Source organism: Chamaesiphon sp. OTE_8_metabat_110 (assembly GCF_031382685.1).
Classification (GTDB): Bacteria; Cyanobacteriota; Cyanobacteriia; order Cyanobacteriales; family Chamaesiphonaceae; genus Chamaesiphon.
On the sequence record NZ_JANMZA010000144.1, the window covers coordinates 1 to 25,902 of the forward strand.

The following is a 25,902-nucleotide window of genomic DNA, read 5'->3' on the forward strand; positions in this document are numbered from 1 at the left end:
TTTGATTGTTGTGTCTAAATATTGACCCAATAATTCTAACCAACTTAGCTTGTAAGGATACTTTTCACTAGTCACCATATTCCCATTTGGAACATAGAGATTGACGATTTGGACACCATTGAGATTACCTGTAATTACTCGTTTTTGATCGTCTAGATTGCCAACCGCTTCTGGTGTTAATACGCCTGCAAACCCACAGCTAACATTAGTTAATGGCTGCTTGCTAAATATAGCAACCCCATTATAGGATTTCTGACCAGAGATATAGACATGATAACCGCAAGATTTGTTCGCCTCGATCGGAAACTGTTCATCAGTCACCTTAGTTTCTTGGACACAAAGGACATCAACGGGATTTTGGTGCAACCAATTGGTGACTATTTCTAGTCTTGTCCGAATTGAGTTGACGTTCCAAGTGGCAATTTTCATTAGACTTCTTTCGTAGATAGCAGAGTTGGAGCAAAATAATCCTTCACTGCTTCGGGCAAAGCGATCGTAAGGTAGGTAACGGGTTCAAAGGTTGGATGCTTGTTGGTAGAGGAACGATGTAGAAGTGTAGGGTTGGCACTGCCCACGAGCAAATCTTGACAGAGCAATGATTTCAAATTGTTACTTACGATCGCTATTCATTCGATCGATCTCAATAGCTGAGATCGATCGCTAATCGATCGAAACATAATTCCCTGAAACCCAGACGGAGATGAATATCTATCCCGCAACTAAGTCATAAGTTATAATTCAAATAATCTGATTCAACCTTTGAACCCATGACCTTTACGATCGCTTTGTCCGAAGCAGTGAAGGATTACATCGTTCGCGTAGCGTCTCCTTTTTGGAGAATCGGCAGATTTCCAGTGGTACATATAGTACTCCTGACGAGTTTCTAACGGTGTCGTTGGCGTAGCCTACCGGAGGTAATCGAACAAGAACAGGAACGTCAAGCTAAATTGAAGGTCAATGCCCTCCTGAAATCTACACTTGGGAAAGATCGGACAGTCGAAGCTACAGACGAATGGTGGCAACAGCAACGGCAACAATTAATCGATAGCCTTCCACCTCAATTATGAATCTTCGCATCTTAATTCATGAGGATGCGACCCTCGATCTTCACGAACATTGTAATTATCTGTCTCAAAATAATCAGAATAGTGCTTTTTTCACCCTCTCAATCGCACCTCTCCAGCTCCAGTTCTTGCCAACAAAGAGCGAATTATCGAACCAAAAATTCGCCACCCCACTAAACTCAAACTCCCAATTCGAGTAGCCAATAATAGAGGAGATTGCACCACTAGCAATAGCAGCATCATAATCTAGTGGACTCCGAACCAAAGCACCAGGCGCATTAAATAACTGTTGCCGCTGCTTGGTTTTCCCTAACCTCTGAGCAAAATTTCTCACTAGCTGCACCGCTCTCTCGTCATGGGATAAATCTCTGAGTGCGACTTCTAGCTCGGCTAAATCCATCGGTAAATCTGACACTCGCTTACCCTAATGGACGATTTAGCAATTCTGGTGCGAGGATGACTTCATCATCTGACTCAGCCGAAATATCTTCAGGTGCTAAGGGCGGAAAACTAGATCTCGTTGGTAAAACAGTGGATATACTCCCTAACATCGACACCGTTTCTACTAATAAGGCTAAAGTGTCTGCATCTTCGGGATGATTTTTGACTACTCGCACGGCTCTCATCACCACGCTCAAACCTTGCTGGAGCCGCTCCACATCAGTAGCCAATCCGACAAGTTGTTGGAAATCACTTTCATTGAGAATCCGGTACTGTCCCGTTTTAGTCTGGAGCGTCCCTACTGTTCCACTAGTAATGGTGGCGAGAGTGTTGGCACCCGATGTCCGAAACTGCTCGAAGGAATTCCAGGATGTCCCTGGAGTCAAGGAAATCGTTGGAATCGTGCTAAAGGGAAGACTCCGTGATTGAGCTAACATAGCGATTTACCATAGGTGGATGATTTCAATTATACCTAACTACCAACGTTTTTACAACGAAAACTTAAATCGATTTAACCAATGTTGCCCTTCCGTCCTGAAAGACTGAAACCTTTGAGCCTGTCGATCGATCGGAAACGTTAGCCCGATCCGTTTTGGGTTAATTAGATTGCATCTTTCTCATTAGCAAATCCAGGCAGTTGCTAAAAAGCTCCTGCAAGCAGGTTGGCAAGTTCGTGCGGTGACACGAGATCCTCGCTCGGCGAAAGCTCAAGCCCTTTCAGAACTGGGTGCAGACATTGTTGCGGCTAACTTTGATGATTTTACCTCAGTTGTCAAAGCTCTCGAAAATGCCTATGGTGTCTACAGCGTTCAACCTGCCCTGACGACACCAGGAGATATAGGACAGGCGCGGTGGGGGATTGCTGTTGCCGAGGCAGCTTGGACAGCGCAGGTACAGCATTTTGTCTATGCTTCCGCTGTTGTCGATCGCGCCAAAGGTATCCTTGGATTGGGTTCAAAACGAGCCGTTGAAGAACGCATTGCGGAGTTATCACTTCCGGCAACTATCTTGCGTCCTGTTTTCTTTATGGAAAACTTAACCACCTACTTCCCCGTGCGCTTGGAGACTGATGAGTTGACTCTATCAATTCCTTTTCCCGTAGATCGAAAACTTCAGATGGTCGCGATCGATACTATTGCGGAGGTTGCCGCTGAAGCGTTTGCAAATCCTCAAAGTTTTCTTGGGCAGGCGATTGACATTGTTGGGGATGCCATGACGTTGAATGAAATGGCTGCATCATGGAGTGAGATTGCGGGGCGCAAATGCAATGCAGTATCCATTCCTCTCGATATACTTGCACAGTTTTGGTCGCAAGGAGTACCCTTATTCCGCTTCATTGGTGAGGGGGGCTGTGACGTAGATGTTGCCGCCATGCCCAAGGGGGTAGCAAGGTTATCCTTCATTCAATGGTTGCAACGTACTGGGATTGTTGCCGCAGGCTAACGTCTTTACTCGCTCGCATATCGCCTACATGAGTTTTGATGGCTGGCTTTAACTAGTGCCCTATTTGCGATGCAGGAGCAATCGATCGAGTCATAATTCTAGACATCATTACTCGATCGATGAGTGAAGATTCTCCAGCAAATCCTGACGAGCAATGATTTCAGCTCGACCTTCACGAACATTGTAATTATCTGGCTCAAAATAACCAGAATGATGGGATCTCCAAAAACAGGAACGATCGATCGATCGTTCCTGTTATTAATTTCAACTAATTTAACCTAAGTTCGCGATCTCCTTAGAGCATCGATAACTCTGGCTTCGTCTCTATTTCTACATTTCTTTAATAATGACTTTATCGCCTTGAACTTCACCGACTAAAATCACATCTGCCACACCGACAAATAGACCGTTTTCGAGTACGCCGGGGATATTATTGAGCGTTTTTTCTAACTCTGCCGGATTATCGATCGAGTCAAACTTCACATCGACTACTAGATTACCCTGATCCGTCACGACTGGGCCAGCTTTTTTGACACCCATCCGGAGCTGCGGTTTACCGCCTAATTTTTCGATCGCCCGCATGACGGGAGTGACAGCCATCGGGATGACTTCGACAGGGACGAGGAAAGTGCTGCCCAATTTATCGACTAGTTTGGTATTATCGACGACGACGATAAACTGCTCGGCGAGGGCATCGACCACTTTTTCTTGCGTATGCGCCGCACCACCGCCTTTAATCAGATTTTTGTGAGGATCGACCTCATCTGCACCATCGATCGCGATATCGATCCGATCGGCTTCATCTAGCGTCGTTAAGGGGATACCATACTGTTTAGCCAGCACTGTTGCCTGAAATGAGGTAGGAACCCCTCTGACATTGGTAATTTCGCCTGCTGCTAACCGTTTGCCGATAAACTCGATCGCGTACGCTGTCGTCGAACCTGTCCCCAATCCCACGATCGAATTAGACTGCACCCGCGCCGCAGCAGCCTTCCCAACTTCCTGCTTCATCAAATCTTGTGGTGTCATAATCTTGCTGATGTTCATCAAATGTCTTCCGATCCACTTTATCAGTAAAACCCCGTCCCACTCCCATCTCCCATCTCCCATCTCCCATCTTCACAACAAAACCCCCAGCCCAAAGACCAGAGGTTCCGTTTTCAAATATTTAGGTCAGCCGCAACGCCGTTTTACCTCAGTTTATGACCTGGTTAAAACCAGGTGGGTACCGGAAGTTCGTGCTTATAGTTTCTGAATACAAAAGTTCAGTCTACTGCCGCTAGAACAACATTAGTTCCCGTAAAAAATTCAAGCATAGATCAAAAAACGTTATTGGCAGTCACCAACGTCGCCGCCAGACCATTTCTACATCTTAATGGGAGAATACTCGATCGGTCAAGTGAGGATCTAATATCTCCTGCGCCCATTTACCTCCATATTGGTAGCTACGTTGGATCTCCAGCTACTGCGATCGTGCTGAAACTTTTACGGCTGTGCCTTCTAACTCAAATACTTACTCCACTCAGCAAGCACCGCTGGCGAACCGTACCAGATGCCTGGACTGCGCGGTGAATGTTTGACCCCTTCAATTGTAATATTGGTTGCACCAGCTAAATGAGCTGCCTCGATCGCGGTAATCCCATCACCCCAGGTATTGCCTTCACCACAAGTCTGTTGATAGCTACTATATGCCAACCACTGACCTAGCTTTTTGGCACCATAGATTGACTTTCCAGCAACACAGATATATTTGACATCTAGATACATAGCTCCTGGATAATTATCATTCACAAAATCGAGATTTTTCTTCGTCCAGCGTTCGCCACTAATATGGGGAGTTCCAAGGGTAATTAAGGTATCAATTTTTGATTTTGCATTCCATAATTTCGCTGTTTCATCGACATCGCCATGAATGATATAGGGAATTTCACCGATATAAATTCGACTAATCCAACCACCTGCCGAATGTCCGATTAGATTGATTTTAGTGGCTTGATTATCTGCTAAAGCAGCATTTACAGTCCGATCGAGTTGTCGCAAAATCGGAATTATCGATCGACCGCCGAGGGTAGGTAGCCAGTCTCTTTTCCGCAGTGGTACTGTCGTTGTGGGGGTACCGAGTGCGGCTAAGGCTTGTTGCAGTGGCAGATAGACATCAGCACTTTCGAGATAGCCAGGTAAAATAACGGTGGGTAACATCAGACGATCGCCTACAAGCTAATATCTCGATTATACTAATAATACGGATCGACCGTGTATATTGGCATGAATTATATTCTGAGATAATGTATCAGCAAATTAACATCACTTTGCCTCAAAAAACCATCGAACTAATCGATGATTTAGCGACACAAGACGAGCGTAATAAATTAATTGATGAAGCTATCAATTTCTATGTTATCGATCGACAACAGTAATCACTTCAACAACAACTTCAGGAAGGGGCAATTTATCATAGCAAGCGAGACTTAAATCTCGCTGAAGATTGGTTCAATGGAAAAAATCGATCGAGCAATCCAAGTTAGTCTTGGATTAATCGATCGATAAACTAGGATAAATAATAATCGTGCGAATTTATCGATCGACAGAACCCATAATAATATCCACACTACCCAAAATCGTGACGATATCAGCGACTTTTACGCCGCGCAAGATATGGGGGAGAATTGGCAGATTATTAAAATCAGCAGCGCGAATTTTCCACCGCCAGGGGAAGATATTATCTTCACCCATAATGAAGATTCCTAGCTCACCTTTACCGCTCTCGATGCGGACGTAATGTTCGCCTTTGGGAATCTTAAATGTCGGTGCGACTTTCTTGCTGACGTACTGATAATCCATCCCATCCCACTCGGATTTCGGACCAGCGGCAATGCGTTTGGCTTCGAGATTTTCGTAAGCACCGCCTGGTAAAGCGGCGATAGCTTGACGGAGGATTTTCACCGATTCGCGCATCTCCCGAATCCGCACGAAATAACGTGCTAAGCAATCGCCAGCCGTCTCATACTGGACATCCCAATCAAAGTCGTCATAGCACTCGTACTTGTCAACCTTGCGGAGATCCCATTTGACACCAGAACCGCGCAGCATGGGGCCAGATAGACCCCAATTAATCGCTTCATCGCGGGTAATCGTCCCGACACCTTCGACCCGACGACGGAAGATGGGGTTATTACTAATTAATTTCTCATACTCGTCCACTTTTGGCTCGAAGTAATCGCAGAAATCGATACATTTGTCGATCCAACCATAAGGTAAATCTACAGCCACGCCACCGATGCGGAAGTAGTTATTGTTTACCATTCGATAGCCAGTTGCAGCTTCCCACAAATCGTAGATCATCTCGCGTTCGCGGAAGATATAAAAGAAGGGAGTCTGTGCGCCGACATCCGCCATGAATGGACCGAGCCACAGCAGATGATTGGCAATCCGGTTGAGTTCCAGCATGATGACGCGAATATGGCTAGCGCGTTTGGGAACGGGAATATTTGCTAATTTTTCAACGGCATTGACCGTAATTGCTTCATTAAACATCCCCGCTGCGTAGTCCCAACGGCTGACGTAGGGCACGTACATGATATTGGTGCGGTTTTCGGCAATTTTCTCCATACCGCGATGTAGATAGCCGATGACGGGTTCGCAATCTACGACATCTTCACCGTCGAGGGTGACAATCAGCCGCATGACCCCGTGCATCGATGGGTGGTGCGGCCCCATGTTTAGCACCATCGGTTCGGTTCTAGTTTCGAGTTGTGCCATATGCTCTTATTGCGATCGCGTTCTGAAATGAACTATTACTGTTAGTTGCCACAGATGGCGGAGTATCGATTACTAATGATTCCCCTGCTCATATTATAAGGGGTAATGGGTAAGGGGTAATGGGTAAGGGGTAAGGGGTAAGGGGTAAGGGGTAATGGGTAATGGGTAATGGGTAAAAGGTAAAAGGTAAAAGGTAAAAGGTAAAAGGTAAAAGCAGCGGTTAACACACTATCCACTATTTACTATTTACTATTCACTATCCACTATCCACTATCCCCTATCCCCTATCCCCTATCCACTATCCCCTATCCCCTATCCACTATCCCCTATCCTCTAATCGATCGATTTAGAGATAGGAGTGATAACATCTCTAATACGAGAGTGAAATAGGAAGGTCGTGGGATGGGCGCATTACAAGCATTAATATTCGATGTTGATGGGACTTTGGCGGATACCGAACGCGATGGACATCGGGTGGCATTCAACCAAGCTTTTGCTAATGCGGGGCTGGATTGGGATTGGTCGATCGAGTTGTATGGTAAGTTATTGGCGGTGACTGGTGGTAAGGAGCGGATGCGCTTTTATCTCAATAGTTACCGTCCCGATGTGCGGATGGACGACCAAACTATTGCCGATCTCCACAAGGCGAAAAATCAGTACTACGCACAGTTATTGGAGCGGGGAGGGATTCCGCTACGTCCCGGCGTTAAGCGGCTGCTGACGGCGGCTAGAGCTGCCAATCTACGACTGGCGATCTCGACGACGACGACTCCTGAAAATGTGTTTGCGCTATTGGCAAACAATATCGACTCAAATTGGTTTGAAGTTATTGCGGCTGGCGATATCGTCCCTAAAAAGAAACCAGCATCGGACATTTATGATTATGTGCTGGCGCAAATGAAGCTACCTGCGGCAGATTGTCTGGCGTTTGAAGATTCCAAAAATGGTCTGATTTCAGCAATGGATGCTGGCATCATGACGATCGTGACGATTAATGATTACACCCAAAATCATACTTTCGATCGCGCTAGATTAGTATTATCCGATCTTGGCGAACCCGATCGTCCATGTCAAATTATCCAAGGGGATACTCAAGGCGCAACATTAGTCGATCTCGCTTTGCTAAATCGATTAATTGGGGCGTAAATCGATCGTCAATGTGCAGAATTAAGACCGTAGCATCTGGGTTTGAGGTCGGTTCATTTTTAAAAACCATTCTCACTGGGCAATAGCTGCACGGATGTATAGCAGTATTCACCCAATTGTGAATCGCCAATCTCACTCGGGAATCATAGAGTTAGTGTATCTAGATCTGCATCCACGCGCAGATCCCTATCGTAGTGAATATTTATGACACGATCGTTCAATTCATCATCTTCTGGTTGGGTGCTGCGATCGGTAGCTTCCTTAATGTTGTAGTCTACCGCGTTCCGGCTGGTATCTCGGTAATGTGGCCGCCATCCCGTTGCCCAAAGTGCTTTCATCAGTTGGGAATGGGCGAAAACATCCCAATTTTAGGGTGGTTGTTTTTACGTGGCAAATGTCGGCACTGTCATACCCCGATTTCGCCCCGTTACCCAGTTATTGAAGCAATAACTGCGATAATTTTCGTACTAGTTTACAATCGTTTTGGACTCTCGTTCCAGACGATCGGTTATTCGCTGCTGATGTGCTGGCTACTCGCACTGACGCTGATCGATCTCGATACGATGACATTGCCTAACCCACTCACCCAGTCTGGCTTAGTGCTAGGTTTAGCATTCCAGGTTATCGCTGGCTATCTCGATACCAATCATGCTATTTCCGGCATCCGGGAATATACCATCCAAGGGATTTTGGCGATGACACTGGGGATTTGGATCTATGATACGATCGCGATTTTAGGTAGTTTAATGGTCGGTAGACCCGCTCAAGGCGGCGGGGATGCTAAGCTGATGGCGATGGTGGGTGCGTGGACTAATTGGAAAGTCGTGCTGCTAGCGGGTGGACTAGCCTCGGCATTAGCTTTGGTGGGTTTTATGGTTGTGGCTGGTTATGCTGCGCTCAGAGGCGGCGGGATGAAGACAGGGGCAAATACCCTTACTCAACCCCTCCCTTTAGGGCCATTTATTGCGGCTGGGGCGACGATTAGTTTATTTGGTGGCGAGGCAATAATTGAGAGCTATCAACAGTTTATGCGATCGCCCGATCGGTTTTTATTCGCGATGCCAGTGTTGCTCGGATTGATGGTGCTGTTAGTCTGGACGCGACGAATGCGGCTGCGGGGTTCGTAATGCCAATTTATTTAATTGGGGCAAATGTGGTGAGGTAAAAGGTAAAAGGTAATGGGTATAATGATTTTCTCGATCGAGGTATCGATCTGTCGTTCTGCGATTAGCGATTGGTATGATTAAGACTAAGGTGAGTATTTTTGCTTGACGATCGCCAAAAACCCGACTTCAGCACTTTGAAGTCGGGTTTTTGATTATTGGGGGTAATTAATAAGCTAAAGTTTCGAGAGTCTCGCGCAGATAGCGTTGGACGAGGGCGTCGAGATTGAGATCGGATCGTTCGATCGAGGGTAGCTGAGATGTCCAATGCTGAAACCCCGAACTAGCTGAGATCGCTTGCTTGAGGCTAGTCCAAACTGAGGGATCGTCAATCGGTGCTGGTGAGGATATAGTCATCTGTGAACGATGCCAAAAAAATAGGTAATTTTGAGGTGGCAAGAAGTTTTTCAATAACCTTTGTCACAGTCTCTATCATAACTCAATTCAATCGAGTGTCCAGTAATCAAAACCTAGCTACAGCCATTACACCCAATAACGGATGAATCGATCGATCTACCCAGAAATTTAAAAGATATAGCGTTACTATGAGATAATGTCTCAAACCTAGTCAGTGGAATGAGTTAAAGCCGTCTGATTTATTTGAGGTTATTACCAAATAGCTTCACTCAAATCGAATCGATCGACTACAAATAGTTACTACTGACACAAACATAAACATATTATCGATCGTACATAATTCACAGTGCAAATCGGTATCGTATGTATCTATTTTAGGTAGCTATCGCAATTATTATTTACTGGTGTCAAGAGCCTTAAGAGGAACAAAAGCTGTGAGTGGAAATGAATCCCGGATGCAAGCAATTTATCAAATTACTAACCGCGAACCAATGCCCGTCAAGGCATCCAAACGGTTAGAAGATCTGTGGGCGTGCGATGTCTTTACCTTGGGCAAAATGCAGGAAAGTCTGCCCAAGGATGTCTTTAAATCTGTCAAGAAGACGATCCAAACTGGCGAACCGCTGAATCTCTCCGTTGCTGATTCTGTAGCAGTGGCGATGAAAGACTGGGCGATCTCCAAAGGCGCACTTTACTACGCTCACGTATTTTATCCGCTGACTAATGCCACTGCTGAAAAGCATGATGGTTTTGTCTCGGTTCAAGGCGATGGTACGGTCATCTCAGAATTTGCGGGCAAACTGCTCGTTCAAGGCGAACCTGACGGTTCCTCCTTCCCCAATGGTGGCATCCGTTCCACCTTTGAAGCGCGGGGCTATACTGCATGGGATGTCACTAGTCCAGCCTTCATTATGGAGACGGATAATGGTGCGACCCTCTGCATCCCAACCGTGTTTGTATCTTGGACTGGCGAAGCGCTAGACAAGAAAACACCCCTATTGCGCTCCAACGCCGCCATGAATAAGGCAGCGACCAGAGTCTTGAAGATTTTGGGCAATACTAATATCGCTCCCGTCAACTCCAGTTGCGGTGCCGAGCAAGAGTACTTCTTAGTCGATGCCAACTTTGCCAATAGTCGTCCCGACTTATTACTCGCTGGCAGAACCTTATTTGGGAAGCCTTCAGCTAAAGGTCAACAATTTGACGACCACTACTTTGGAGCCATTCCCGAGCGAGTCCAAGTCTACATGCAGGATGTAGAGGAAAAACTCTACAAACTGGGCATCCCCGCCAAAACTCGCCACAATGAAGTTGCGCCAGGTCAGTTTGAAATTGCCCCCTATCATGAGGCTGCTAACGTCGCCACCGACCACCAACACCTGATCATGACCATCCTGCGCACCACTGCGAAAAAGCATGGCTTCATGTGTCTGCTCCACGAGAAACCCTTTGCGGGGATTAACGGTTCGGGTAAACACGTTAACTGGTCGGTCGGTAATGCTACCCAGGGCAACCTATTAGATCCCGGCGACAATCCCCACTCGAATACTCAATTCTTGGTCTTCTGTGGTGCCATCATTCGCGGGATTCACACTTACGGGCCACTACTCCGCGCTGTGATTGCCACCGCCAGCAACGACCACCGCTTAGGTGCCAACGAAGCGCCCCCAGCAATTATCTCCATGTACTTGGGTTCGCAACTCCAAGACGTGTTCGAGCAAATCAAGCAAGGCGCGCTCAAAGGATCTACCGCCAAAGGCACGATGAATATCGGGGTCGATACCTTACCGATCTTGCCAAAAGATGCTGGCGATCGCAACCGGACTTCACCCTTTGCTTTTACTGGCAACCGCTTTGAGTTCCGCGCTGTCGGTTCCGGTCAATCTGTGGCAGGGCCATTGGTGGCGATGAATACGATCTTGGCAGACTCCCTCACCTGGATGGCGGACAAATTGGAAGCTGAGACTGCCAAAGGTACCGAACTCAATGCGGCGATTCAAACCGTCCTCAAAGAAGTCATCGACAACCACGGCGCAATCGTCTTCAATGGCAACGGCTACTCGGAAGAATGGCACAAAATGGCAGTTGAAGAACGCGGTTTACGCAATCTGCGGACGACAGCAGACGCGCTACCCGTATTAAATGAGCCAGAAATTGTCAAGCTATTCGATAGCATGTCGATTCTCTCGCCTGTCGAACTCGCCAGTCGGTATGAAACTTACTCCGAGCAGTATATCCTGTCGATCGAGGTCGAAGCAAAGCTAGTTATCAGTATTGCCAAAACCCTGATCTATCCAGCCGCCACCCGCTATCTCACCGACCTAGCGACCACCATTGCCGGACTCAAAGAAATCGGCGTCACGCTAGAAGCCGAAACCGCTCAGAAGGTTGCCGATCTCACTAAATCAATGATGGATTGCGTCAGTAAATTAGCAACTGCACTAAACAGCCATGATTTTGAATCGAGTGAAGCCCACATGCAGTATTTAGTAAAAACAGTTCGTCCGTTAATGGATGATGTGCGTAAATATGCTGATGGACTCGAAGCTGAAATCGCTGACGATCTCTGGCCATTACCTACTTATCAAGAAATGTTGTTTATTAAATAACATCTCATAAACAACTTATTTAGAGAAAAGACCGTTCTCATCGAACGGTCTTTTTTTTGTATTGGCTGGACTACCGCAAGATTAGTAAAGAGATTGCGAATTTTTATTTAATTTATTCCACATCTCAACTATAGATTCTCCAATTTCTTCTAACTTTGTATCGTATGCTTTATCTTTAAAGCCATCGACTTCAAGTCGCCATCCCGATCCGTCATGTCCTGTAACCTCTTTATACTCTATCAACCTTTCCTCAAACCACTTTTTAAGACCTTCTTTTTCAATGCCAGTATTTTTTTCAAGATCGGTTTGCTTGTTCCAGAATTGCATCTTCCAACCTGTTGGAGTTAGAATTATTGCAAAAAATAGTGAGAATTTATCTGGACGATCGTATAAACCAGAACATCGCCAAAAAATGTCGGATGAGTCCAAAACCAGCGTTCAGTAAAATGACAAGCTATCTCGCTCTCAAGAAATAGCTGTTCTAACTGTTCTAGTTTCATCCTCATGTCTTTACGAAATACAGCTATTTCAGCAAGCAATGTTTTGATATCATCGTCTTTTTCTTGAAAATACTTCAACCATTTCGAGTCTACTTCAGATTGTTTTTGTAAGTTTTTCATTGTCATAATAAAATCTTTTAAGAATACTAAATGCTCGTTAGGTGCTTTCTGAGAGTAAATCTCGAATTTTTCTTCAATATTATTTAGAAATAAGTTGTATGTAATGGGTTTGAACCCACATAATTCAACTGAATCTTTCTCAGCGTTCAACGACAGTAGTACTTTATAGACTTTTTAGAGCTTTTACTTAAGGATCTTAAATACGTTGTATAGTCACAAAAAGGATTATTCACTTTAGCCAAAACTTTATTTTCTATGCCAATAATATAATTATCGGAAACTATTACTAGATCGATACGTTTATTTCCGCTGGTACGCACTTCCCGCCAAACTTCAATATTTTGTTTGTCTGCTACTAGCTCTCGATCGATAAGCATAACTAGTGAATCTAATAGAAGCCTACCAAATCCATGTTCGTTGGTGGGTGTTAAGTAAAACTGAAGTATCTTGCTACAGATATTCTCTGAGTGTGGATAACCAGCAATCTCCATAAAAGTCTGTTGCTGATTTTTAGGAGGTGGTAATTTTTCTAGATCGGATAAAAAATTTTCATTTAGCACCATATATTTTTAAGCTGAACTTACTTATATATGGTGCCCAGATACTAAATTTTCTCACCACTCAACCTACTAATTTTACTCAATCGCCCAATTTTCAACTATCAAATTGGGGACTCGATCGAAATCTCGTGCATTTCTCGATAGCAAGATACCTTGGTTTGCTAAAACGATCGAGGCAATGCGTAAATCTTGGGTGCCAACTCTAATTCGCTGCGACTTTAGATCTCGATAGATAGATTGAGCTGCTACTGTAAATTGCAATACTTCAAATTCAGACAATAGCTTTACTGTTTCCGACAGCCATAAATAGGCATTAGCCAGTACATCCCCATCTTTTGCCTCAGATATTTGTGCCAGCCTACCGCGCACTTGTTCTTCAACATTAATTGCAGTAGTCGTTAAAGCGATCGACTGTTGTTGCAATCGACCGATTAATAGTGAATTACTCCTACCATAAAGACTCAAATGGTCGGTATCGAAGACATAAAGGGTCATATTTCATCTTCGCACTCATTGGCGATTTGACGAATATGAGCGAGTTTTTCCATTAGATCGTCAAAGGTTGGATCGTTCTCTAAAATGCCTGCATATTGCATTGGTGTAGAATTAGTTTTAGGCTCGATGCTCATTGCGAGCGGCTCCGCCAAAGAGATTGTCACGATCTTACCTGTTGATAATTGCGACTCTAATTCGGTCTTGGCATTGGCGACCGCTTCGTCTTCTGTATTCCCATTAGCAGCGATCGACGGTATTTCGAGTACAGACGCAGTAAAACCTCGATCGGAACGACCTTTAACAAAAACTTGATACTGCATGTTTTATCCTCAGCCTCGGTTGTTACTAGTATTGCATATTCATCCTCTAAATAGTTCGATTACCGCTGGTACGGCAAAGCTGAACGATAGTGCTTCGTATTCGCTAATTGTCCTTGAGTTTTAAATATCCGAAAGCTGTGACGATTGGCCTAATCGGTCAGTTGGTTATCTTACCAATTATTGTGTTAGCGATCGTCAATGTCAGGGATAACCAAGGGAAGAGGCACTAAGCTAGTTTGAGAGAAACGCTCAATGAAAAAGCTCCTGCTGTGGTCGATCGCCCGATCGATCTCAATCACAGGTATCTTTACTATTTAGAAAATCATTGCGAACGGCTTGATTATTAATTAATAAATCTTGGATATTTGTCCATTTTTTTGATTCGATCGAGTCGATTAAACTATCCAATCGATCGCGATAGATATATAGAGAATGCAATAGAGCATCGCGATTGTATTCTGCCATCATCATTCCCATTTCTGGATTGCCAGCACCTACTCGACTGGTATCTCTAAATCCCGTGCTGGCAAATTTTTTGGCAAAATCGCGGATGGTAGAATCGGTTTCCTGCAAGCAAGCAGCGATTAAACTCGCACTTACCATCACGGGTAAATGGGAAATCCAGGCGACTGCCCGATCGTGTCGATCGGGTGTTGTCTGATAGACCACAGCACCGAGAGATCGCACTAGTTCATCGACCATTTTTAGTGCTGAAGGCACCGTTGCGGGCGTAGGGGTCAAAACATAAGGGCGGTCGGCAAACAGACCCTTTTCAAAGGCAGCTATCCCGCTCTGAGAGTTACCAGCCATCGGGTGTCCACCGACAAAATTCGGCCATAATTCGGTCGCCCGATCGACCAATGCCCCTTTGACAGAGCCAGCATCGGTAATAATTGTCTCGGACTGAAGGTGGGGTAATAATTGCGCGATCGTCGGGAGGATTGCCGCAATCGGCGTACAGATAAAGACGATCTGGGCATCTTGGAGACTAGCTAAGTCACAACTGGCACGATCGCAGATGCCCTTTCGCTCAGCCAGATCGCAGGTAGATTGCTGACGGCTGACACCGCTCACCTCATGCCCCAGTTGGCGCAAGTCCCATCCCAATGATGCGCCGATTAATCCGATTCCTACGATCCCGATCTTCACAGTTAGCTGTTATTGATTATTGGTTATATTGTGCCATTTAAGTGCCACAGTCTAATTTGGCATCATGGCAACTTTGATTACTTCTCGATTTTTCATATCCTCAAAAGTTTGCCCTAAATCTGTCAGCGGGCGCCGATCGCTAATCAATAATTCAAAGGGAATCTGCTGGCTGGCTAGTAAAGCTAACGCCGCGCGGACGTGGTGGGGGGTATTGTGAAAAACGCCTTTGATGGTGAGTTCGCTGTAGTGCAGTCGATCGGTATTGACGCTAATCGTCGTATCTTTGGGACAACCGCCGAATAAATTAATCGTCGCCCCCGGACGACCGCAAGCGATCGCGGTTTCCCAGACACTCGGTACCCCTGTCGCTTCAATGACGATATCAGCACCCCATCCTTGGGTTAAATCCTGGACGGTACTAGGGATATCTATCTGATGATAATTCCACGTCCGCGCGGCTCCCAATTGTGCCCCGACCACCAAGCGGCGATCGTTACCACCAAATAACCACACCGACTGGCACTGACTCGCCATCACCGCCACAAACATCAACCCGATCGCCCCATCGCCGATTACCACTACTCTAGAATCAGGGGTGAAATTACTCCGCGCCACCCCATGCAATACGCACGCTAAGGGTTCGGTCATCGACGCTAGCGCCGGATCGAGATCTGGTGGGATGTGGAGCAGGTTCTGACGGACGATCGGCGCAGGAATACTCAAGTACTGAGCGAAGGTACCGTTATTCCAAGTTAAATGCGGACAGAGTGAATATTCTTGACGCTGGCAAAAGAAACAATCCAGACAAGGCGCGGAGTTATTTGCCACTACTCGATCGCCAATTTGCCAATCGGTTACTCCCGCACCCAGCGCGACGATTTTACCCGCTGCTTCGTGTCCGAATCGAGTTGGCGGCTTGAGCATTTTGGCATGTCCGCCACGCCGCCACACCTTGAGATCTGTGCCGCAAGTAGTGGCGGCTGTGACCTCGATGACGACCTCACCCTCAGTAGGTGTGGGGACATCGAGGGTTTCGAGACGGAGGTCTTCGCGACCATAGAGGAGGGCTGCTAGCACAAAATTATTAGTTACAATGGTTGCAATCGAGACATCTCAGTATAGGAAATTTCGCGATCGAAAATCTAGCGCGGCGATTCTAGCGATCGATCTAGTTACGCGCTGAATCATCGCAAATTACCAAGACTTGGTACTCTCGATCGCCAGTTGTGATGGCAATAACTTCTCGCATAGCGACAGACAGGATATAATGTGGTGTTTCGGGTTGCAACCGATCGTCAGTAGATTCGCTTCCCGATCGCCGCCAGCCAGTAGTCAAAGGATGTCTAAAAAGATTTTATGTCTTCAATCGTAGATCTGAATCCCCCAATCCCCTTTCCAAGGGGGATTTAGCGGCGTTTTTATACGGGGGTTCCCCCCGAATAAAAAAACGACAAGACAGGGGGATTCCAAGGGTTTACGCTTAACAAACTAGACTTTTCAGAAATTCTCTCATGGTGTTAGTGCAACCAACCCAGGGAATCGCGACACCTAGACAGAGCGGATGACGATCGGGCACAATTTCTCACTGTATCTATTCAACATGAACGAAAAAAAAGTAGAAGATCCTAAATTGGTAATAGTTTATTTTGCCAATGGTACCGTCCAGTGGGTAAAATCTGGCAGTACCAACCAATGGTCTAGGGATGGGGGTAACGTTAATAAGTTTTTTGAAAGTAGGGTTTATCACACATCTGAAGGCAATAAAATTAAAATCAAACAACATTTTAAGCTGTTGAATACAGTTTTTATGGATGTAAATACTGGGACATTTTTGGATACTAACCGTGAAGATTTGCTCGGATTGATTACCGATCCTAATGACACGGTGCAGCACTGTAAGTGGTGGGATGTAGACTGGTCTTGCCCGATCGTATTCGAGCCAAAAGCCGAGCGTAAACCCATTAAACCCCCGATCGTTAAGAGTTCGCAGTTGAGTTGATATCGATATTCATGAAGAGCGAGCAGAGCAAGCATATCTCGATCTGAGCCGAGGGCAGGCGAAACGGATGGGAGATCTCAGTATTGGTGGTACGTCTTGGGAATTGCCAGATAAGACGATACTCGATATTATCACTAGCGATCGACGATGGGTAAAAACTGCACTACTTTACCCACGAGTCGGTGCAGATGGTCAACCAGTCATCAGTCTACCTTATCTAGTCCTGATGAAACTTGAAGCTAGTCGGACAACTGATATCAGTGATATTAGTAGAATGTTGGGGCAAGCTAACGATCTGGAGTTGGATGAAGTTAGAAGGACGATTGAACTATACGATCCTCATAGCCTAGAAGATTTGGAAAGTTTAATTCAGTTGGGGAAAATTGAAATGTCATAATCCTAGATCGGTAAGGAGAGAGTAAGGCGGTTAAGGACAAACTGAACATTAGAATACACCCGCTATCTGTAGATTAAACATATTGTAGTTAACGAAGAATTGCGAGGCATGATGCTAGATTACAATCCTCCAAGATATCTACCTTCGGCTGACGAACTACTAGACTCAGATGAAACACCAGTGGATAACGAACTCCAAGAGCTAATTCCGGCGTTGCTCAAATCCATCTTGCTGATGCTGTGGGAACAGCGACAGGATTGGTTGTTTGCAATCGATATGGGGATTTATGCCAGTCCAGAGTTGCCACCAATCGTCCCGGATGCCTTTCTGAGCTTGGGTGTAGACCGATGCTATGACGAAGAACTCAGACCTAGCTATGTGCTGTGGGATGAGGAAATAGTACCAAGTTTCGTACTAGAAGTAGTTTCCCCTCGATATCGGGAGGAGTATACTACCAAGCTAAAAGTATACGAACAGATGGGGGTGCTGTATTACGCGATTTATTCCTCAAAACGCAAGCGTAAACCCAGATTGGAGATCTATAGATTAGTCGAGGGTGCTTATCGACTGATGGAGACAATTCCAGTCTGGATGCCAGAAATTGGTTTAGGAATTGGATCCGAGCGTGGCAATTATGGCGGGGTAACTAGAGAGTGGTTGTATTGGTATGACGAGCATGGTAAGCGTTATGCTACTCCTAACGAACGGATTCAACAGGAAGTCGATCGATCGACCAAATTAGCAGCTAAGTTACGAGAGTTGGGAATCGATCCTGACGAATAAAGGATGCAGGTTGCGATTAGGCGGGGACTGTGTTGAGGTATCGATCGACTGTTTCTTTGCCACTACCAATAAATCTAACTTGTCCGCGTTCGAGCCAAATTGCTTTGTCACATGAAGTACTAATAAAGTCTAGATCGTGAGAAACAACTAAGACGGTGGTGTCACCATTGAGAAATTTGTCGATCCGATGTTGGCACTTGTTTTTAAAGCTTTGGTCGCCAACTGATAAGACTTCATCGAGGATCAAAATATCTGGCTGGACATCAGTCGCAATCGCAAATCCCAGTCTAGCTACCATCCCTGAAGATAAGCCTTTGACTGGTACTAAGGCATAATCATTCAACTCAGCAAACTCCAAAATCATTGATGTGCGTTCTTGCATTTCTCGCTTAGAAAAGCCCAGCAAAACACCGTACATAATAATGTTATCGCAGACGGAAATATTACCATCGAAACCTGCTCCTAATTCGATCAGTGGCGCAATATTGCCTTTGACTCTGACTTTACCAACAGTCGGTTCGAGAATACCAGAAACCAACTTGAGAAAGGTTGATTTCCCCGCGCCATTCCCACCTATAATCCCAATTTTCTCACCTGAATTAATAATTAGATTGACATCATCGATTACTAGCTTTTTGGCAGGTTTACGATATTTACCTGACACGATCGACAAGATTGTTTGCTTGATATCATAGGAAAATTCTTCTTGGGTACGTCGCCATAATGACACGCGATCGAAACTAATAACTTCCATCTAACTAAATATACTTGGTAATTGTATGGTTGACTAAATATCTCAAGACTAAGCAAATTTATATATCTACAAAAGATCCATAAACTTGGGTCGGAGCCAGTTAAAACAGAGCCAACCAATAGCCAAGATGATTATCCCACTCAACCACGCCCTAGTAATCAAAAATAGATCGGGTGGATTGCCAGATAGCACAATTTGTCTCAAACTCTCAATCACTGGGTATAAGGGATTTAACTCCAATAATGGGCGAATTTTGGGATCGACTATTGCGGCGGGATAAAATATTGGACTACTCATCATAATTACGAATTGAATCAATTCATATAAGAATGGTAGATCTCGAAAAAATACATAGAGAGAACTAGTCAAAAATCCAATTCCTGTGGATATTAAGATTAATGCAAGTAAAGGTAATGGGATCGCCATGACATTGATGAAACTTGACAAGTGGGGCGATAGGATAATAGTTACGATTATCAGAAGAGGTAACATCCCAACTGTTAATTGAAATATATTTGCAATGATAATAGAAACAGGAAAAACGGTAACGGGTAATTTAACTTTATTTAATAGCGAACCATTACTAACGATACTACTTAGTGCCTGAGCCGTTGAACCACTATAGAAGTGAATCACCGCTAATCCTGTGAATGCGGCTAGAATATATTCCCAGATCGAATCATGATAATATTTTCCAAACGCAGAACCAAATATGAGCGCGTATAGCCCAGTCATCATGAGTGGATTGAATAGCGACCAATATACACCCAAAAATGAGCCTCGATACCGGACTTTGATTTCGCGTCCGGCAAGTACAGATACTAGTTCCCAGTAACGGTAAATAGCGGACAACCTGGAGTGAGTCTCGATCGATCTAGTCATAGATATGTGAAACCTTTGGGTACGTCAAATTAGTATGATGTTATCATCATCTTTGCGGTTGCCATCATACTATAGATATTGCTGAAGTACATTAATTGTAGCTCGACCAGTTTGCGACCAACTAAACTGACTGGCGCGGTGTAGCCCAGCTTTTCGTAATTGTCGATGTAGTTCATCATCCTGACTAAGATCGAACATGGCTGAGGCAATATCTTTGACTTCATAAGGATCTACTAAAATTGCTGCGTCTCCCGCTACTTCTACTAATGCTGAGAGATTGGAAGTAATCACAGGTGTACCGCAAGCCATCGCTTCTAACACAGGTAAGCCAAAACCTTCCCATAAGCTAGGAAAAACTAATGCTCTAGCTTGTCTGATAATTTTTGGTAGATCGGAATAGGGGATATATTCGAGAAATTTTACTCGTCTTTCTAAACCAAGTTCGGATACTTGGGCACGTAATTGGGGTGTATACCGAGCATCTCCAGATCCCCCCAGCCATAGTTCATATCGCTCGCAGTTCGGTAGCTGACCAAAGGCTGCAATGATTCGAGCTACATTTTTGTAAGGATCGTGCCTCCCTAAATATAAAAAGTAAGGAGCATCATCTATTTCTGTTTCATCACTGGCGTAAAAATGATTCGGATCGTAAGCAAGGGGAATTGGCGTTACTTTTGATGCGGGGATGCCAAATAGATCGATCGTTTCTGCTGCTGTAGCCGTTGAGTTACAGATAATGTGAGTGGCTTGACTTAATACCTGCGGTATATACCATTTGAAATATTGATAGAGAGGTGAGGATAGCTTAGGAAATCTTAGAGGAATAAAGTCATGAACGGTAACAATATAGCGACAATTAGTAAATATGGGTGCTTCTGGGACAGGAGAGAATAATAGTGATGACTTAAATCGATCGTAAATTTTGGGCAGTTGGAACTGTGTCCACAACAATCGACGTAAATGCCCTTTCTGACCATCAGCGTGAGTTATATTACTAGGAATAGTGTGACAGTTAAAATCAGAATAATTTGTTGATGTCAGCAATATTGGATCTAATAGCTTCAAGTAAGGGAAAATATTTTTAGTGTAGCTACCTAATCCTGTTGATTTAGAAAAAAGGACTGATAAATTAACAACTATTTGATTAGATCCCACAATGTTCTTTAAATAATATTTTTGATTGATTTTGTATGTTCGTTCGCTATGGTATTTTCAAAAGACAATCAAGGAATTGTTTTGCAGAATCATTCCATGAAAATATCTTGTACTTACTCCTAATGTGTGCTGTTAAACAATCGTATTCAAGATCTGAAGTAAGTATTTTTTGGAGAGCTTCATATAATTCTATCGGTTGATTTGGATCGAAATAGATGCAAAAATCGCCACCCACTTCAGGTAAAGATCCGCCTGTGCTAGAAATGACAGGTTTACCATGTTGCAAAGCTTCTACAACGGGCAATCCAAATCCCTCATAAAATGATGCTTGAATTAAACAATAACAATTGCGATATAAGACATCAAGTTGATAATCTGAGATTGAGCCTAATACATGCACTCTTTTTTGATACATTTCATTTGTTTCGATCGCTCGATCGGTTTCTACATCCCAGCCTTTATTGCCTGCCAAAATTAAATGTACATCTTGATAGTTTTCATCTGTCAATAAGTTAAATGCAGCAAGGATAGTTTTGATATTTTTGTGAGGAGTCAGACTACCGACTACTAATACATATCGACTGCTAATTATATCGATTGGATAACGATCGTCATTGGAATTTCCATCTCTAATCAATTCTTTACTTGTGAAGTTAGAACCCAGTCGAAAACTACTGACAATTGAACTACTATTATTTGGAAGTATACCTATAGCTTGGGCATGTGTATAATCTGCCGCACTTTGCTTAGATATACATAAAACTTTATCAAATAGTGGAGAATAATGACTATAAAAATTGACAAATCGATCGACAAATTTTTTCGAGCAATATTCTGGAAATTTTGTCGGTATGAGGTCGTAGCAAATTACTCCAATCGTCACTTGATGAGCTTTGAGATTCTGCAAAAAGTGATAGTATGATTCGGGTAAATCCCAGTTTGCATCAGCTATTATATAAATATCATTTTGGGAAAATCTGATATTTTCAAATTCAATATCGAGCGGATATATTTTTGACTTAAAAGCATTAATATTATTGATAACTTTATTTTTCAATTTAAGTAAAAAAATTGAAAATTTACTAATATTTTTGGCTGTAGAATCAAACAAGCATATTTTAGCGATTGATTCACCATAAATGTCATCTCCAAAATTGAAAACTCGGCGCATACCATAACCATCGAACATTACTGGTATTATGTCTAAATCCAAGTATTCTGCACAGATCGCGATCGATTCTGAGGTTAGTTCGCGAACGACACGGTGAATTCCGGTATTCTTGTAGCTATTTTTTGCAGTATGAGTACAATCTAAAAATACTCGCATCTAATACCCTTATAATTTTGTTAGCTTTTAAAGTTGACTGAAGCGCGATCGCGCTTTGCAGTAAGATTTTCAGGTCAATCTGTTAATGTTTCGTGCCCATACTACCGGGTTAGTTATAATATTTCTAGATTGTATTAGCTCCAATAACTTTAGAGAATAAAGTCAGTACTAGCTTGGGATTACTGATATTTAAGTTGGCTGATTCACGTCCGACCAAATCAGCAAGCATCTTTTGTTTTGCTTCAGGAGAACGTAGTACTTGCTTGACAAAATCTGCATAGAGATCGGCGCACCGCTGGGGAGAGTGTTCGCTAGCGATATATGCAGACGATCGAGCGGATAATGACTTTCTATATTCGGTGTTTTCCGTTAGTAAAGTTAACGCCTTATAAATTTCTGCAACCTCATTACTTTGATTGGGTTGAGGTATTTTTAAAACCACATTATCAGGAAAATCAGCGAAGGAACCTATATCTGTCACCACTGTTGGCTTACCAACAGATAGTATTCGCAGTAACGAAGCCGAACTTTCACCTTTAAATGGAAATCTAAGATTCAGACAAATATCTGAGACTTCAATATATTTATAAAAGTCTGACATATTGACATGGCCTGTAATTTTAACTTTACCTTTCAATCCAAGCTTTTGAATTTCACTTTCGATATTTAATGAGCCGATATATTCTGTTCCACCTACAAATATTAAAATAGCCGAGCGATTACTTGATAAATATTTCTTGAAAGCTTGAAGAATCGAGAGAGGACGCTTGGTACTGTTGATAAAACCAAAGGTTGAAACCACCAAGCTATCGATCGGAATATCAAATTCGGCACGAATATCTTCAACCGAGTTTTTTGAAGAAATATATTCGGGAACTAACTGTGGTATCCAAGCAATATAATTATTGTCATGACTATGGTTTTTGACAGCAACGTCATAAGCCCATTTACTATGTAAAACTACTCCCAGCGATCGTGTAAAAATTCGCCGATTTATATAAATTCCTGCTTCGGGTAAAGTACTATCTATGCTAAGTCGATCTTGCTGAATAAGATTGCTAATCTCTATTGCTTTATCATTTCCATAACTATGATCTAATTCATTAAAAAGTTTAATCCCTAGTTGTGGTTGATGGGTGTCTATATAACTAATCAGCCCACCTAAATAATAATCATGCAACACTGAAATGCCTCCATATTTCATTAGTTGTGAATACATGTAAGCATGATAGCTACTGTTACCGATCTGATAAATAATCGCCTCATACTGATGTTTTACTAAGTTTCGCTCGAATTGACTATGAGGTGACAAGTTTTTAGTTATCCTCAGATCGGGTAAATAATCTTCATCGTGGTAAGAATAAATATTGAATTGCTGTGATAGTGATGGTAGCAAATCATAACTATAATCTGAAATACCAGATTTAATTGGTTTAAATGGACTGAAAAAAGCTAATTGAATTTTATGCGGCTCTGTTGTGACTCGGCCAAATGATATACTAATCCGCTGTAAAGGTTGGTGTTCTAACAAAACATCAGAAATTTGACGAGTGACTGACTGCCAAGTAAATTTTGATGCCCGCTCTAATGCATGTTCTGATAACCTGCTTTGCAAATTTTGATTAGAGAGAACTTCTTGCATTGCTCTAGCCACGTCTGCTGATGAGTGCGGATCGAATAATCGATCGCTAGCACCGAGAATTTCTGGTAAAGAAGAGTTATTACTAGCAATAGCAGGCGCACCACAAGCAAGTGCTTCCAATAAAGGTAAACCAAAGCCTTCATAAAAAGATGGGAACACAAATAAAGAACATGTCGAATACAAAGCTCTCAGCTCTAAATCTGTAACATAATTAGTTAAAATCAGCGATCTCTCTATTCCTAATTTGGCTGCTAAGATATTAATTTCATTGGTAAAAGAAGCAGACACCTTACACGCAACAACTAATTGATGAGACTCCTTGAGCTGTTCCGGTAATTTGGCAAATGCCTCGACCGCACCTTCGATATTTTTACGCCAGTCCTCTCCACCTGTATAGAGAATAAACTGTTTGTTAATGTTGAATTTTTCAGCAAATACTTTCCACCAAGCTTTGCGAGCGTCAAGTGAAATTGGTGCGAAGAAGCTAGACACGCCACCCGATATATTTAGAACTTTATCGGGAGATTTATTTAAATACTTAATGGTATCTTGACGAGTAGATTCTGAAATTGCAAACACAAAATCAGCATTGCGGATGTTTTCTAATCGCTTCAGGTACAAGTGGCGCGTATCTAAATTATTTAGATATCGATCGGCAAATATTAATGGTATCAAATCATAGCAGACCACAAAAATTTTTTTGTGAAAATCACTAAAGTTGGGAATAGTAGAATCCAATCCTTCCATCGGGCTTGGGATGAATAATCCATCTAAGCCTGAAGCTGAAAAGGTAGTTTTCATTAACAGATCGTTAATATCGCAACTACCAATATTTGGATAATTAATGTAGCTGTAAGGAAATACATCGCGATCTAATTCTGGTTCTGGTAAAGTTTTATTAGCATATAGCTGATATTCCAGAGAATTTTGTTCGGTAAGCAAAGCTTCTAATATTGATTGTGTATAACGACCGATTCCCCTGTTTTTAGAGTTTTGTGTTTGAAGGGCTTGAAGATCGACGCCTATTTTCATATATGTAAATGCTTAATACTTTTTTAAAAGAACAATTTTAAATCTTTTCACACACGAGCATAGCGACAGCTCCAGGAAGGTAATTGTTAGGATCGTGAGCTTTTAAAGATGCTTCAGCTTCATCATTTGTTACACTATAGGTAAAATCATCGAGACGAATTCCGTAAGCAGCTCGAACGATCCTAAAATCTTGAACTAGACTTTGAAGAGATTCCCGATCGTAGATCCGATGGACTGGTGTTAACGCCCTTTGACCGTAAGGAACTGTCATGATAAAACTACCACCTGGTTTAATAAGTGAGTGGATTTTTTCTACTGCTTGACGATCTAACCCTGCGCCTACTTCATCTCCATACCAACCTAAACCGATATGTTCTAAAGTAGATAAAGCAATTACACAATCAAAGCTGGCTATAGGTAAAACGGGATGACAAATATCACTTTTAATAAACTTTAAATTTGGGTGTGACAAGGAGATCGGACGAATATCTATTGCTGTAACAGAATAGTTTAGGCTAGCTAATTCATACGCAAGCAAACTTTCCGCAGAACCTACATCCAAGATTTTTACCTGATTAGACTCATACAAACGAGCCAAAGATAATAGTATAAAATTTTTCTCGACAATTCTCTCAGTCGTTCCGGCCCAATGTGCTTTATCATTATGATAACTCACATTTATAGGCTCGTTAAACCACAAACCGCTTGCTACTCTAGATTCTTCAATAGACAAAGATTTAATTGTTAAACTTTCATCGACTTCTAATCTTGTTATGATTTGTGCAATTTCACTTTTCTTTGCATT

At 43.2% G+C, this 25,902-nt stretch carries 29 protein-coding genes and 1 other RNA gene; 8 read left to right on the forward strand and 22 right to left on the reverse strand.

Features of this window, described 5'->3' with window-relative positions; genetic code table 11:
• From RMO52_RS05190 to RMO52_RS05200, 3 genes are all read right to left on the reverse strand, one after another.
• A partial coding sequence (locus RMO52_RS05190) for an exodeoxyribonuclease III (RefSeq protein ID WP_310411557.1) occupies positions 1 to 429 on the reverse strand: 429 nt, incomplete at its 3' end.
• A 711-nt stretch (positions 430 to 1,140) separates the two neighbouring features.
• Positions 1,141 to 1,479: a hypothetical protein gene (locus RMO52_RS05195; RefSeq protein ID WP_309741027.1), complete on the reverse strand. Its 339-nt coding sequence runs from the start codon at positions 1,477 to 1,479 to the stop codon at positions 1,141 to 1,143.
• Between the two features lie 4 nt (positions 1,480 to 1,483).
• The gene (locus tag RMO52_RS05200) at positions 1,484 to 1,942 is read right to left on the reverse strand and encodes a hypothetical protein (RefSeq protein WP_310411560.1); all 459 of its coding nucleotides are present in this window, start codon (positions 1,940 to 1,942) and stop codon (positions 1,484 to 1,486) included.
• 190 nt (positions 1,943 to 2,132) lie between these two features.
• On the opposite strand from RMO52_RS05200, the gene RMO52_RS05205 reads away from it, so the two are divergent.
• Entirely contained in the window at positions 2,133 to 2,948 is an 816-nt protein-coding gene (locus RMO52_RS05205; protein ID WP_309741031.1) for an NmrA/HSCARG family protein, read from the forward strand.
• A gap of 330 nt (positions 2,949 to 3,278) precedes the next feature.
• Here RMO52_RS05205 and rpiA read toward each other — a convergent pair whose 3' ends face one another.
• The 3 genes from rpiA to RMO52_RS05220 form a co-directional block, all read right to left on the reverse strand.
• On the reverse strand, positions 3,279 to 3,995 hold the full coding sequence (gene rpiA, locus RMO52_RS05210; protein ID WP_396134893.1) for a ribose-5-phosphate isomerase RpiA: 717 nt from the start codon (positions 3,993 to 3,995) through the stop codon (positions 3,279 to 3,281).
• 123 nt (positions 3,996 to 4,118) lie between these two features.
• Positions 4,119 to 4,308, reverse strand: a non-coding RNA gene (gene ssrS, locus RMO52_RS05215) — 6S RNA.
• A gap of 140 nt (positions 4,309 to 4,448) precedes the next feature.
• Positions 4,449 to 5,147 carry a lipase gene (locus tag RMO52_RS05220; RefSeq protein ID WP_309743705.1) on the reverse strand — a complete coding sequence of 233 codons (699 nt, stop codon included), beginning with the start codon at positions 5,145 to 5,147 and terminating at the stop codon, positions 4,449 to 4,451.
• Between the two features lie 86 nt (positions 5,148 to 5,233).
• Between RMO52_RS05220 and RMO52_RS05225 the strand changes: the two genes are divergently transcribed.
• Positions 5,234 to 5,365, forward strand: a complete 132-nt coding sequence (locus RMO52_RS05225; protein ID WP_310411563.1) for a hypothetical protein — start codon at positions 5,234 to 5,236, stop codon at positions 5,363 to 5,365.
• Between the two features lie 157 nt (positions 5,366 to 5,522).
• Here RMO52_RS05225 and RMO52_RS05230 read toward each other — a convergent pair whose 3' ends face one another.
• Positions 5,523 to 6,707, reverse strand: a complete 1,185-nt coding sequence (locus RMO52_RS05230; RefSeq protein WP_310411566.1) for an NAD(P)H-quinone oxidoreductase subunit H — start codon at positions 6,705 to 6,707, stop codon at positions 5,523 to 5,525.
• Between the two features lie 402 nt (positions 6,708 to 7,109).
• On the opposite strand from RMO52_RS05230, the gene RMO52_RS05235 reads away from it, so the two are divergent.
• Together RMO52_RS05235 and RMO52_RS05240 are read left to right on the forward strand one after the other, a co-directional pair.
• Positions 7,110 to 7,853: an HAD-IA family hydrolase gene (locus RMO52_RS05235; protein WP_310411568.1), complete on the forward strand. Its 744-nt coding sequence runs from the start codon at positions 7,110 to 7,112 to the stop codon at positions 7,851 to 7,853.
• 194 nt (positions 7,854 to 8,047) lie between these two features.
• Positions 8,048 to 8,980, forward strand: coding sequence for a prepilin peptidase (locus RMO52_RS05240; RefSeq protein ID WP_309740331.1), 933 nt, complete (start codon positions 8,048 to 8,050; stop codon positions 8,978 to 8,980).
• Between the two features lie 204 nt (positions 8,981 to 9,184).
• On the opposite strand, the gene RMO52_RS05245 is transcribed toward RMO52_RS05240, so the two are convergent.
• The gene (locus RMO52_RS05245; RefSeq protein ID WP_309740329.1) at positions 9,185 to 9,373 is read right to left on the reverse strand and encodes a hypothetical protein; all 189 of its coding nucleotides are present in this window, start codon (positions 9,371 to 9,373) and stop codon (positions 9,185 to 9,187) included.
• Positions 9,374 to 9,807: 434 nt separating this feature from the next.
• On the opposite strand from RMO52_RS05245, the gene RMO52_RS05250 reads away from it, so the two are divergent.
• Positions 9,808 to 11,982 carry a glutamine synthetase III gene (locus RMO52_RS05250; protein ID WP_309740328.1) on the forward strand — a complete coding sequence of 725 codons (2,175 nt, stop codon included), beginning with the start codon at positions 9,808 to 9,810 and terminating at the stop codon, positions 11,980 to 11,982.
• An 81-nt stretch (positions 11,983 to 12,063) separates the two neighbouring features.
• Here RMO52_RS05250 and RMO52_RS05255 read toward each other — a convergent pair whose 3' ends face one another.
• From RMO52_RS05255 to RMO52_RS05290, 8 genes are all read right to left on the reverse strand, one after another.
• Entirely contained in the window at positions 12,064 to 12,309 is a 246-nt protein-coding gene (locus RMO52_RS05255; RefSeq protein ID WP_310411571.1) for a hypothetical protein, read from the reverse strand.
• Positions 12,310 to 12,332: 23 nt separating this feature from the next.
• A complete protein-coding gene (locus RMO52_RS05260; protein WP_310411574.1) occupies positions 12,333 to 12,752 on the reverse strand; it encodes a hypothetical protein in 420 nt (139 codons plus the stop codon).
• Entirely contained in the window at positions 12,749 to 13,165 is a 417-nt protein-coding gene (locus RMO52_RS05265; protein ID WP_310411577.1) for a PD-(D/E)XK nuclease family protein, read from the reverse strand. The genes RMO52_RS05260 and RMO52_RS05265 overlap by 4 nt, the downstream gene beginning before the upstream one ends.
• 72 nt (positions 13,166 to 13,237) lie before the next feature.
• The gene (locus tag RMO52_RS05270; protein WP_309740325.1) at positions 13,238 to 13,657 is read right to left on the reverse strand and encodes a hypothetical protein; all 420 of its coding nucleotides are present in this window, start codon (positions 13,655 to 13,657) and stop codon (positions 13,238 to 13,240) included.
• Positions 13,654 to 13,977: a type II toxin-antitoxin system HicB family antitoxin gene (locus tag RMO52_RS05275; RefSeq protein ID WP_309740322.1), complete on the reverse strand. Its 324-nt coding sequence runs from the start codon at positions 13,975 to 13,977 to the stop codon at positions 13,654 to 13,656. The genes RMO52_RS05270 and RMO52_RS05275 overlap by 4 nt, the downstream gene beginning before the upstream one ends.
• 291 nt (positions 13,978 to 14,268) lie before the next feature.
• On the reverse strand, positions 14,269 to 15,126 hold the full coding sequence (locus RMO52_RS05280) for a prephenate/arogenate dehydrogenase (protein WP_309740320.1): 858 nt from the start codon (positions 15,124 to 15,126) through the stop codon (positions 14,269 to 14,271).
• Between the two features lie 51 nt (positions 15,127 to 15,177).
• Positions 15,178 to 16,203, reverse strand: coding sequence for an alcohol dehydrogenase catalytic domain-containing protein (locus tag RMO52_RS05285; RefSeq protein ID WP_310411581.1), 1,026 nt, complete (start codon positions 16,201 to 16,203; stop codon positions 15,178 to 15,180).
• Between the two features lie 91 nt (positions 16,204 to 16,294).
• Positions 16,295 to 16,462: a hypothetical protein gene (locus RMO52_RS05290; protein WP_309740317.1), complete on the reverse strand. Its 168-nt coding sequence runs from the start codon at positions 16,460 to 16,462 to the stop codon at positions 16,295 to 16,297.
• 264 nt (positions 16,463 to 16,726) lie between these two features.
• Here RMO52_RS05290 and RMO52_RS05295 point away from each other — a divergent pair, with 264 nt between their 5' ends.
• The 3 genes from RMO52_RS05295 (at position 16,727) to RMO52_RS05305 (ending at position 18,305) form a co-directional block, all read left to right on the forward strand.
• The gene (locus RMO52_RS05295) at positions 16,727 to 17,125 is read left to right on the forward strand and encodes a hypothetical protein (protein WP_310411584.1); all 399 of its coding nucleotides are present in this window, start codon (positions 16,727 to 16,729) and stop codon (positions 17,123 to 17,125) included.
• Between the two features lie 67 nt (positions 17,126 to 17,192).
• Positions 17,193 to 17,522, forward strand: coding sequence for a hypothetical protein (locus RMO52_RS05300; protein ID WP_309738337.1), 330 nt, complete (start codon positions 17,193 to 17,195; stop codon positions 17,520 to 17,522).
• A gap of 111 nt (positions 17,523 to 17,633) precedes the next feature.
• Positions 17,634 to 18,305: a Uma2 family endonuclease gene (locus tag RMO52_RS05305; RefSeq protein ID WP_396134896.1), complete on the forward strand. Its 672-nt coding sequence runs from the start codon at positions 17,634 to 17,636 to the stop codon at positions 18,303 to 18,305.
• A 16-nt stretch (positions 18,306 to 18,321) separates the two neighbouring features.
• Here RMO52_RS05305 and RMO52_RS05310 read toward each other — a convergent pair whose 3' ends face one another.
• The 6 genes from RMO52_RS05310 to RMO52_RS05335 all read right to left on the reverse strand — a co-directional run.
• Entirely contained in the window at positions 18,322 to 19,059 is a 738-nt protein-coding gene (locus RMO52_RS05310; RefSeq protein ID WP_310411590.1) for an ATP-binding cassette domain-containing protein, read from the reverse strand.
• Between the two features lie 66 nt (positions 19,060 to 19,125).
• Positions 19,126 to 19,941, reverse strand: a complete 816-nt coding sequence (locus RMO52_RS05315; protein ID WP_309741309.1) for an ABC transporter permease — start codon at positions 19,939 to 19,941, stop codon at positions 19,126 to 19,128.
• Between the two features lie 69 nt (positions 19,942 to 20,010).
• Positions 20,011 to 21,096: a glycosyltransferase family 4 protein gene (locus tag RMO52_RS05320; RefSeq protein WP_396134895.1), complete on the reverse strand. Its 1,086-nt coding sequence runs from the start codon at positions 21,094 to 21,096 to the stop codon at positions 20,011 to 20,013.
• A gap of 46 nt (positions 21,097 to 21,142) precedes the next feature.
• A complete protein-coding gene (locus RMO52_RS05325; RefSeq protein ID WP_310411598.1) occupies positions 21,143 to 22,423 on the reverse strand; it encodes a glycosyltransferase family 1 protein in 1,281 nt (426 codons plus the stop codon).
• A 124-nt stretch (positions 22,424 to 22,547) separates the two neighbouring features.
• Complete coding sequence (locus RMO52_RS05330) at positions 22,548 to 25,097, reverse strand: glycosyltransferase (RefSeq protein WP_309741303.1); 2,550 nt, start codon at positions 25,095 to 25,097, stop codon at positions 22,548 to 22,550.
• A gap of 37 nt (positions 25,098 to 25,134) precedes the next feature.
• Positions 25,135 to 25,902: class I SAM-dependent methyltransferase (locus tag RMO52_RS05335; protein WP_310411601.1), on the reverse strand; the 768-nt coding region annotated here is incomplete at its 5' end.

Excerpts from the sequence above, each read along its gene's own strand:
- RMO52_RS05200 (WP_310411560.1), bottom strand. The coding sequence starts at position 1,942 with ATGTTAGCTCAATCACGGAGTCTTCCCTTTAGCACGATTCCAACGATT.
- rpiA (WP_396134893.1), bottom strand. The coding sequence starts at position 3,995 with ATGAACATCAGCAAGATTATGACACCACAAGATTTGATGAAGCAGGAA.
- RMO52_RS05220 (WP_309743705.1), bottom strand. The coding sequence starts at position 5,147 with ATGTTACCCACCGTTATTTTACCTGGCTATCTCGAAAGTGCTGATGTC.
- RMO52_RS05225 (WP_310411563.1), top strand. The coding sequence starts at position 5,234 with ATGTATCAGCAAATTAACATCACTTTGCCTCAAAAAACCATCGAACTA.
- RMO52_RS05230 (WP_310411566.1), bottom strand. The coding sequence starts at position 6,707 with ATGGCACAACTCGAAACTAGAACCGAACCGATGGTGCTAAACATGGGG.
- RMO52_RS05235 (WP_310411568.1), top strand. The coding sequence starts at position 7,110 with ATGGGCGCATTACAAGCATTAATATTCGATGTTGATGGGACTTTGGCG.
- RMO52_RS05245 (WP_309740329.1), bottom strand. The coding sequence starts at position 9,373 with ATGACTATATCCTCACCAGCACCGATTGACGATCCCTCAGTTTGGACT.
- RMO52_RS05255 (WP_310411571.1), bottom strand. The coding sequence starts at position 12,309 with ATGCAATTCTGGAACAAGCAAACCGATCTTGAAAAAAATACTGGCATT.
- RMO52_RS05265 (WP_310411577.1), bottom strand. The coding sequence starts at position 13,165 with ATGGTGCTAAATGAAAATTTTTTATCCGATCTAGAAAAATTACCACCT.
- RMO52_RS05270 (WP_309740325.1), bottom strand. The coding sequence starts at position 13,657 with ATGACCCTTTATGTCTTCGATACCGACCATTTGAGTCTTTATGGTAGG.
- RMO52_RS05275 (WP_309740322.1), bottom strand. The coding sequence starts at position 13,977 with ATGCAGTATCAAGTTTTTGTTAAAGGTCGTTCCGATCGAGGTTTTACT.
- RMO52_RS05295 (WP_310411584.1), top strand. The coding sequence starts at position 16,727 with ATGAACGAAAAAAAAGTAGAAGATCCTAAATTGGTAATAGTTTATTTT.
- RMO52_RS05300 (WP_309738337.1), top strand. The coding sequence starts at position 17,193 with ATGGGAGATCTCAGTATTGGTGGTACGTCTTGGGAATTGCCAGATAAG.
- RMO52_RS05305 (WP_396134896.1), top strand. The coding sequence starts at position 17,634 with ATGCTAGATTACAATCCTCCAAGATATCTACCTTCGGCTGACGAACTA.
- RMO52_RS05310 (WP_310411590.1), bottom strand. The coding sequence starts at position 19,059 with ATGGAAGTTATTAGTTTCGATCGCGTGTCATTATGGCGACGTACCCAA.
- RMO52_RS05315 (WP_309741309.1), bottom strand. The coding sequence starts at position 19,941 with ATGACTAGATCGATCGAGACTCACTCCAGGTTGTCCGCTATTTACCGT.
- RMO52_RS05325 (WP_310411598.1), bottom strand. The coding sequence starts at position 22,423 with ATGCGAGTATTTTTAGATTGTACTCATACTGCAAAAAATAGCTACAAG.
- RMO52_RS05330 (WP_309741303.1), bottom strand. The coding sequence starts at position 25,097 with ATGAAAATAGGCGTCGATCTTCAAGCCCTTCAAACACAAAACTCTAAA.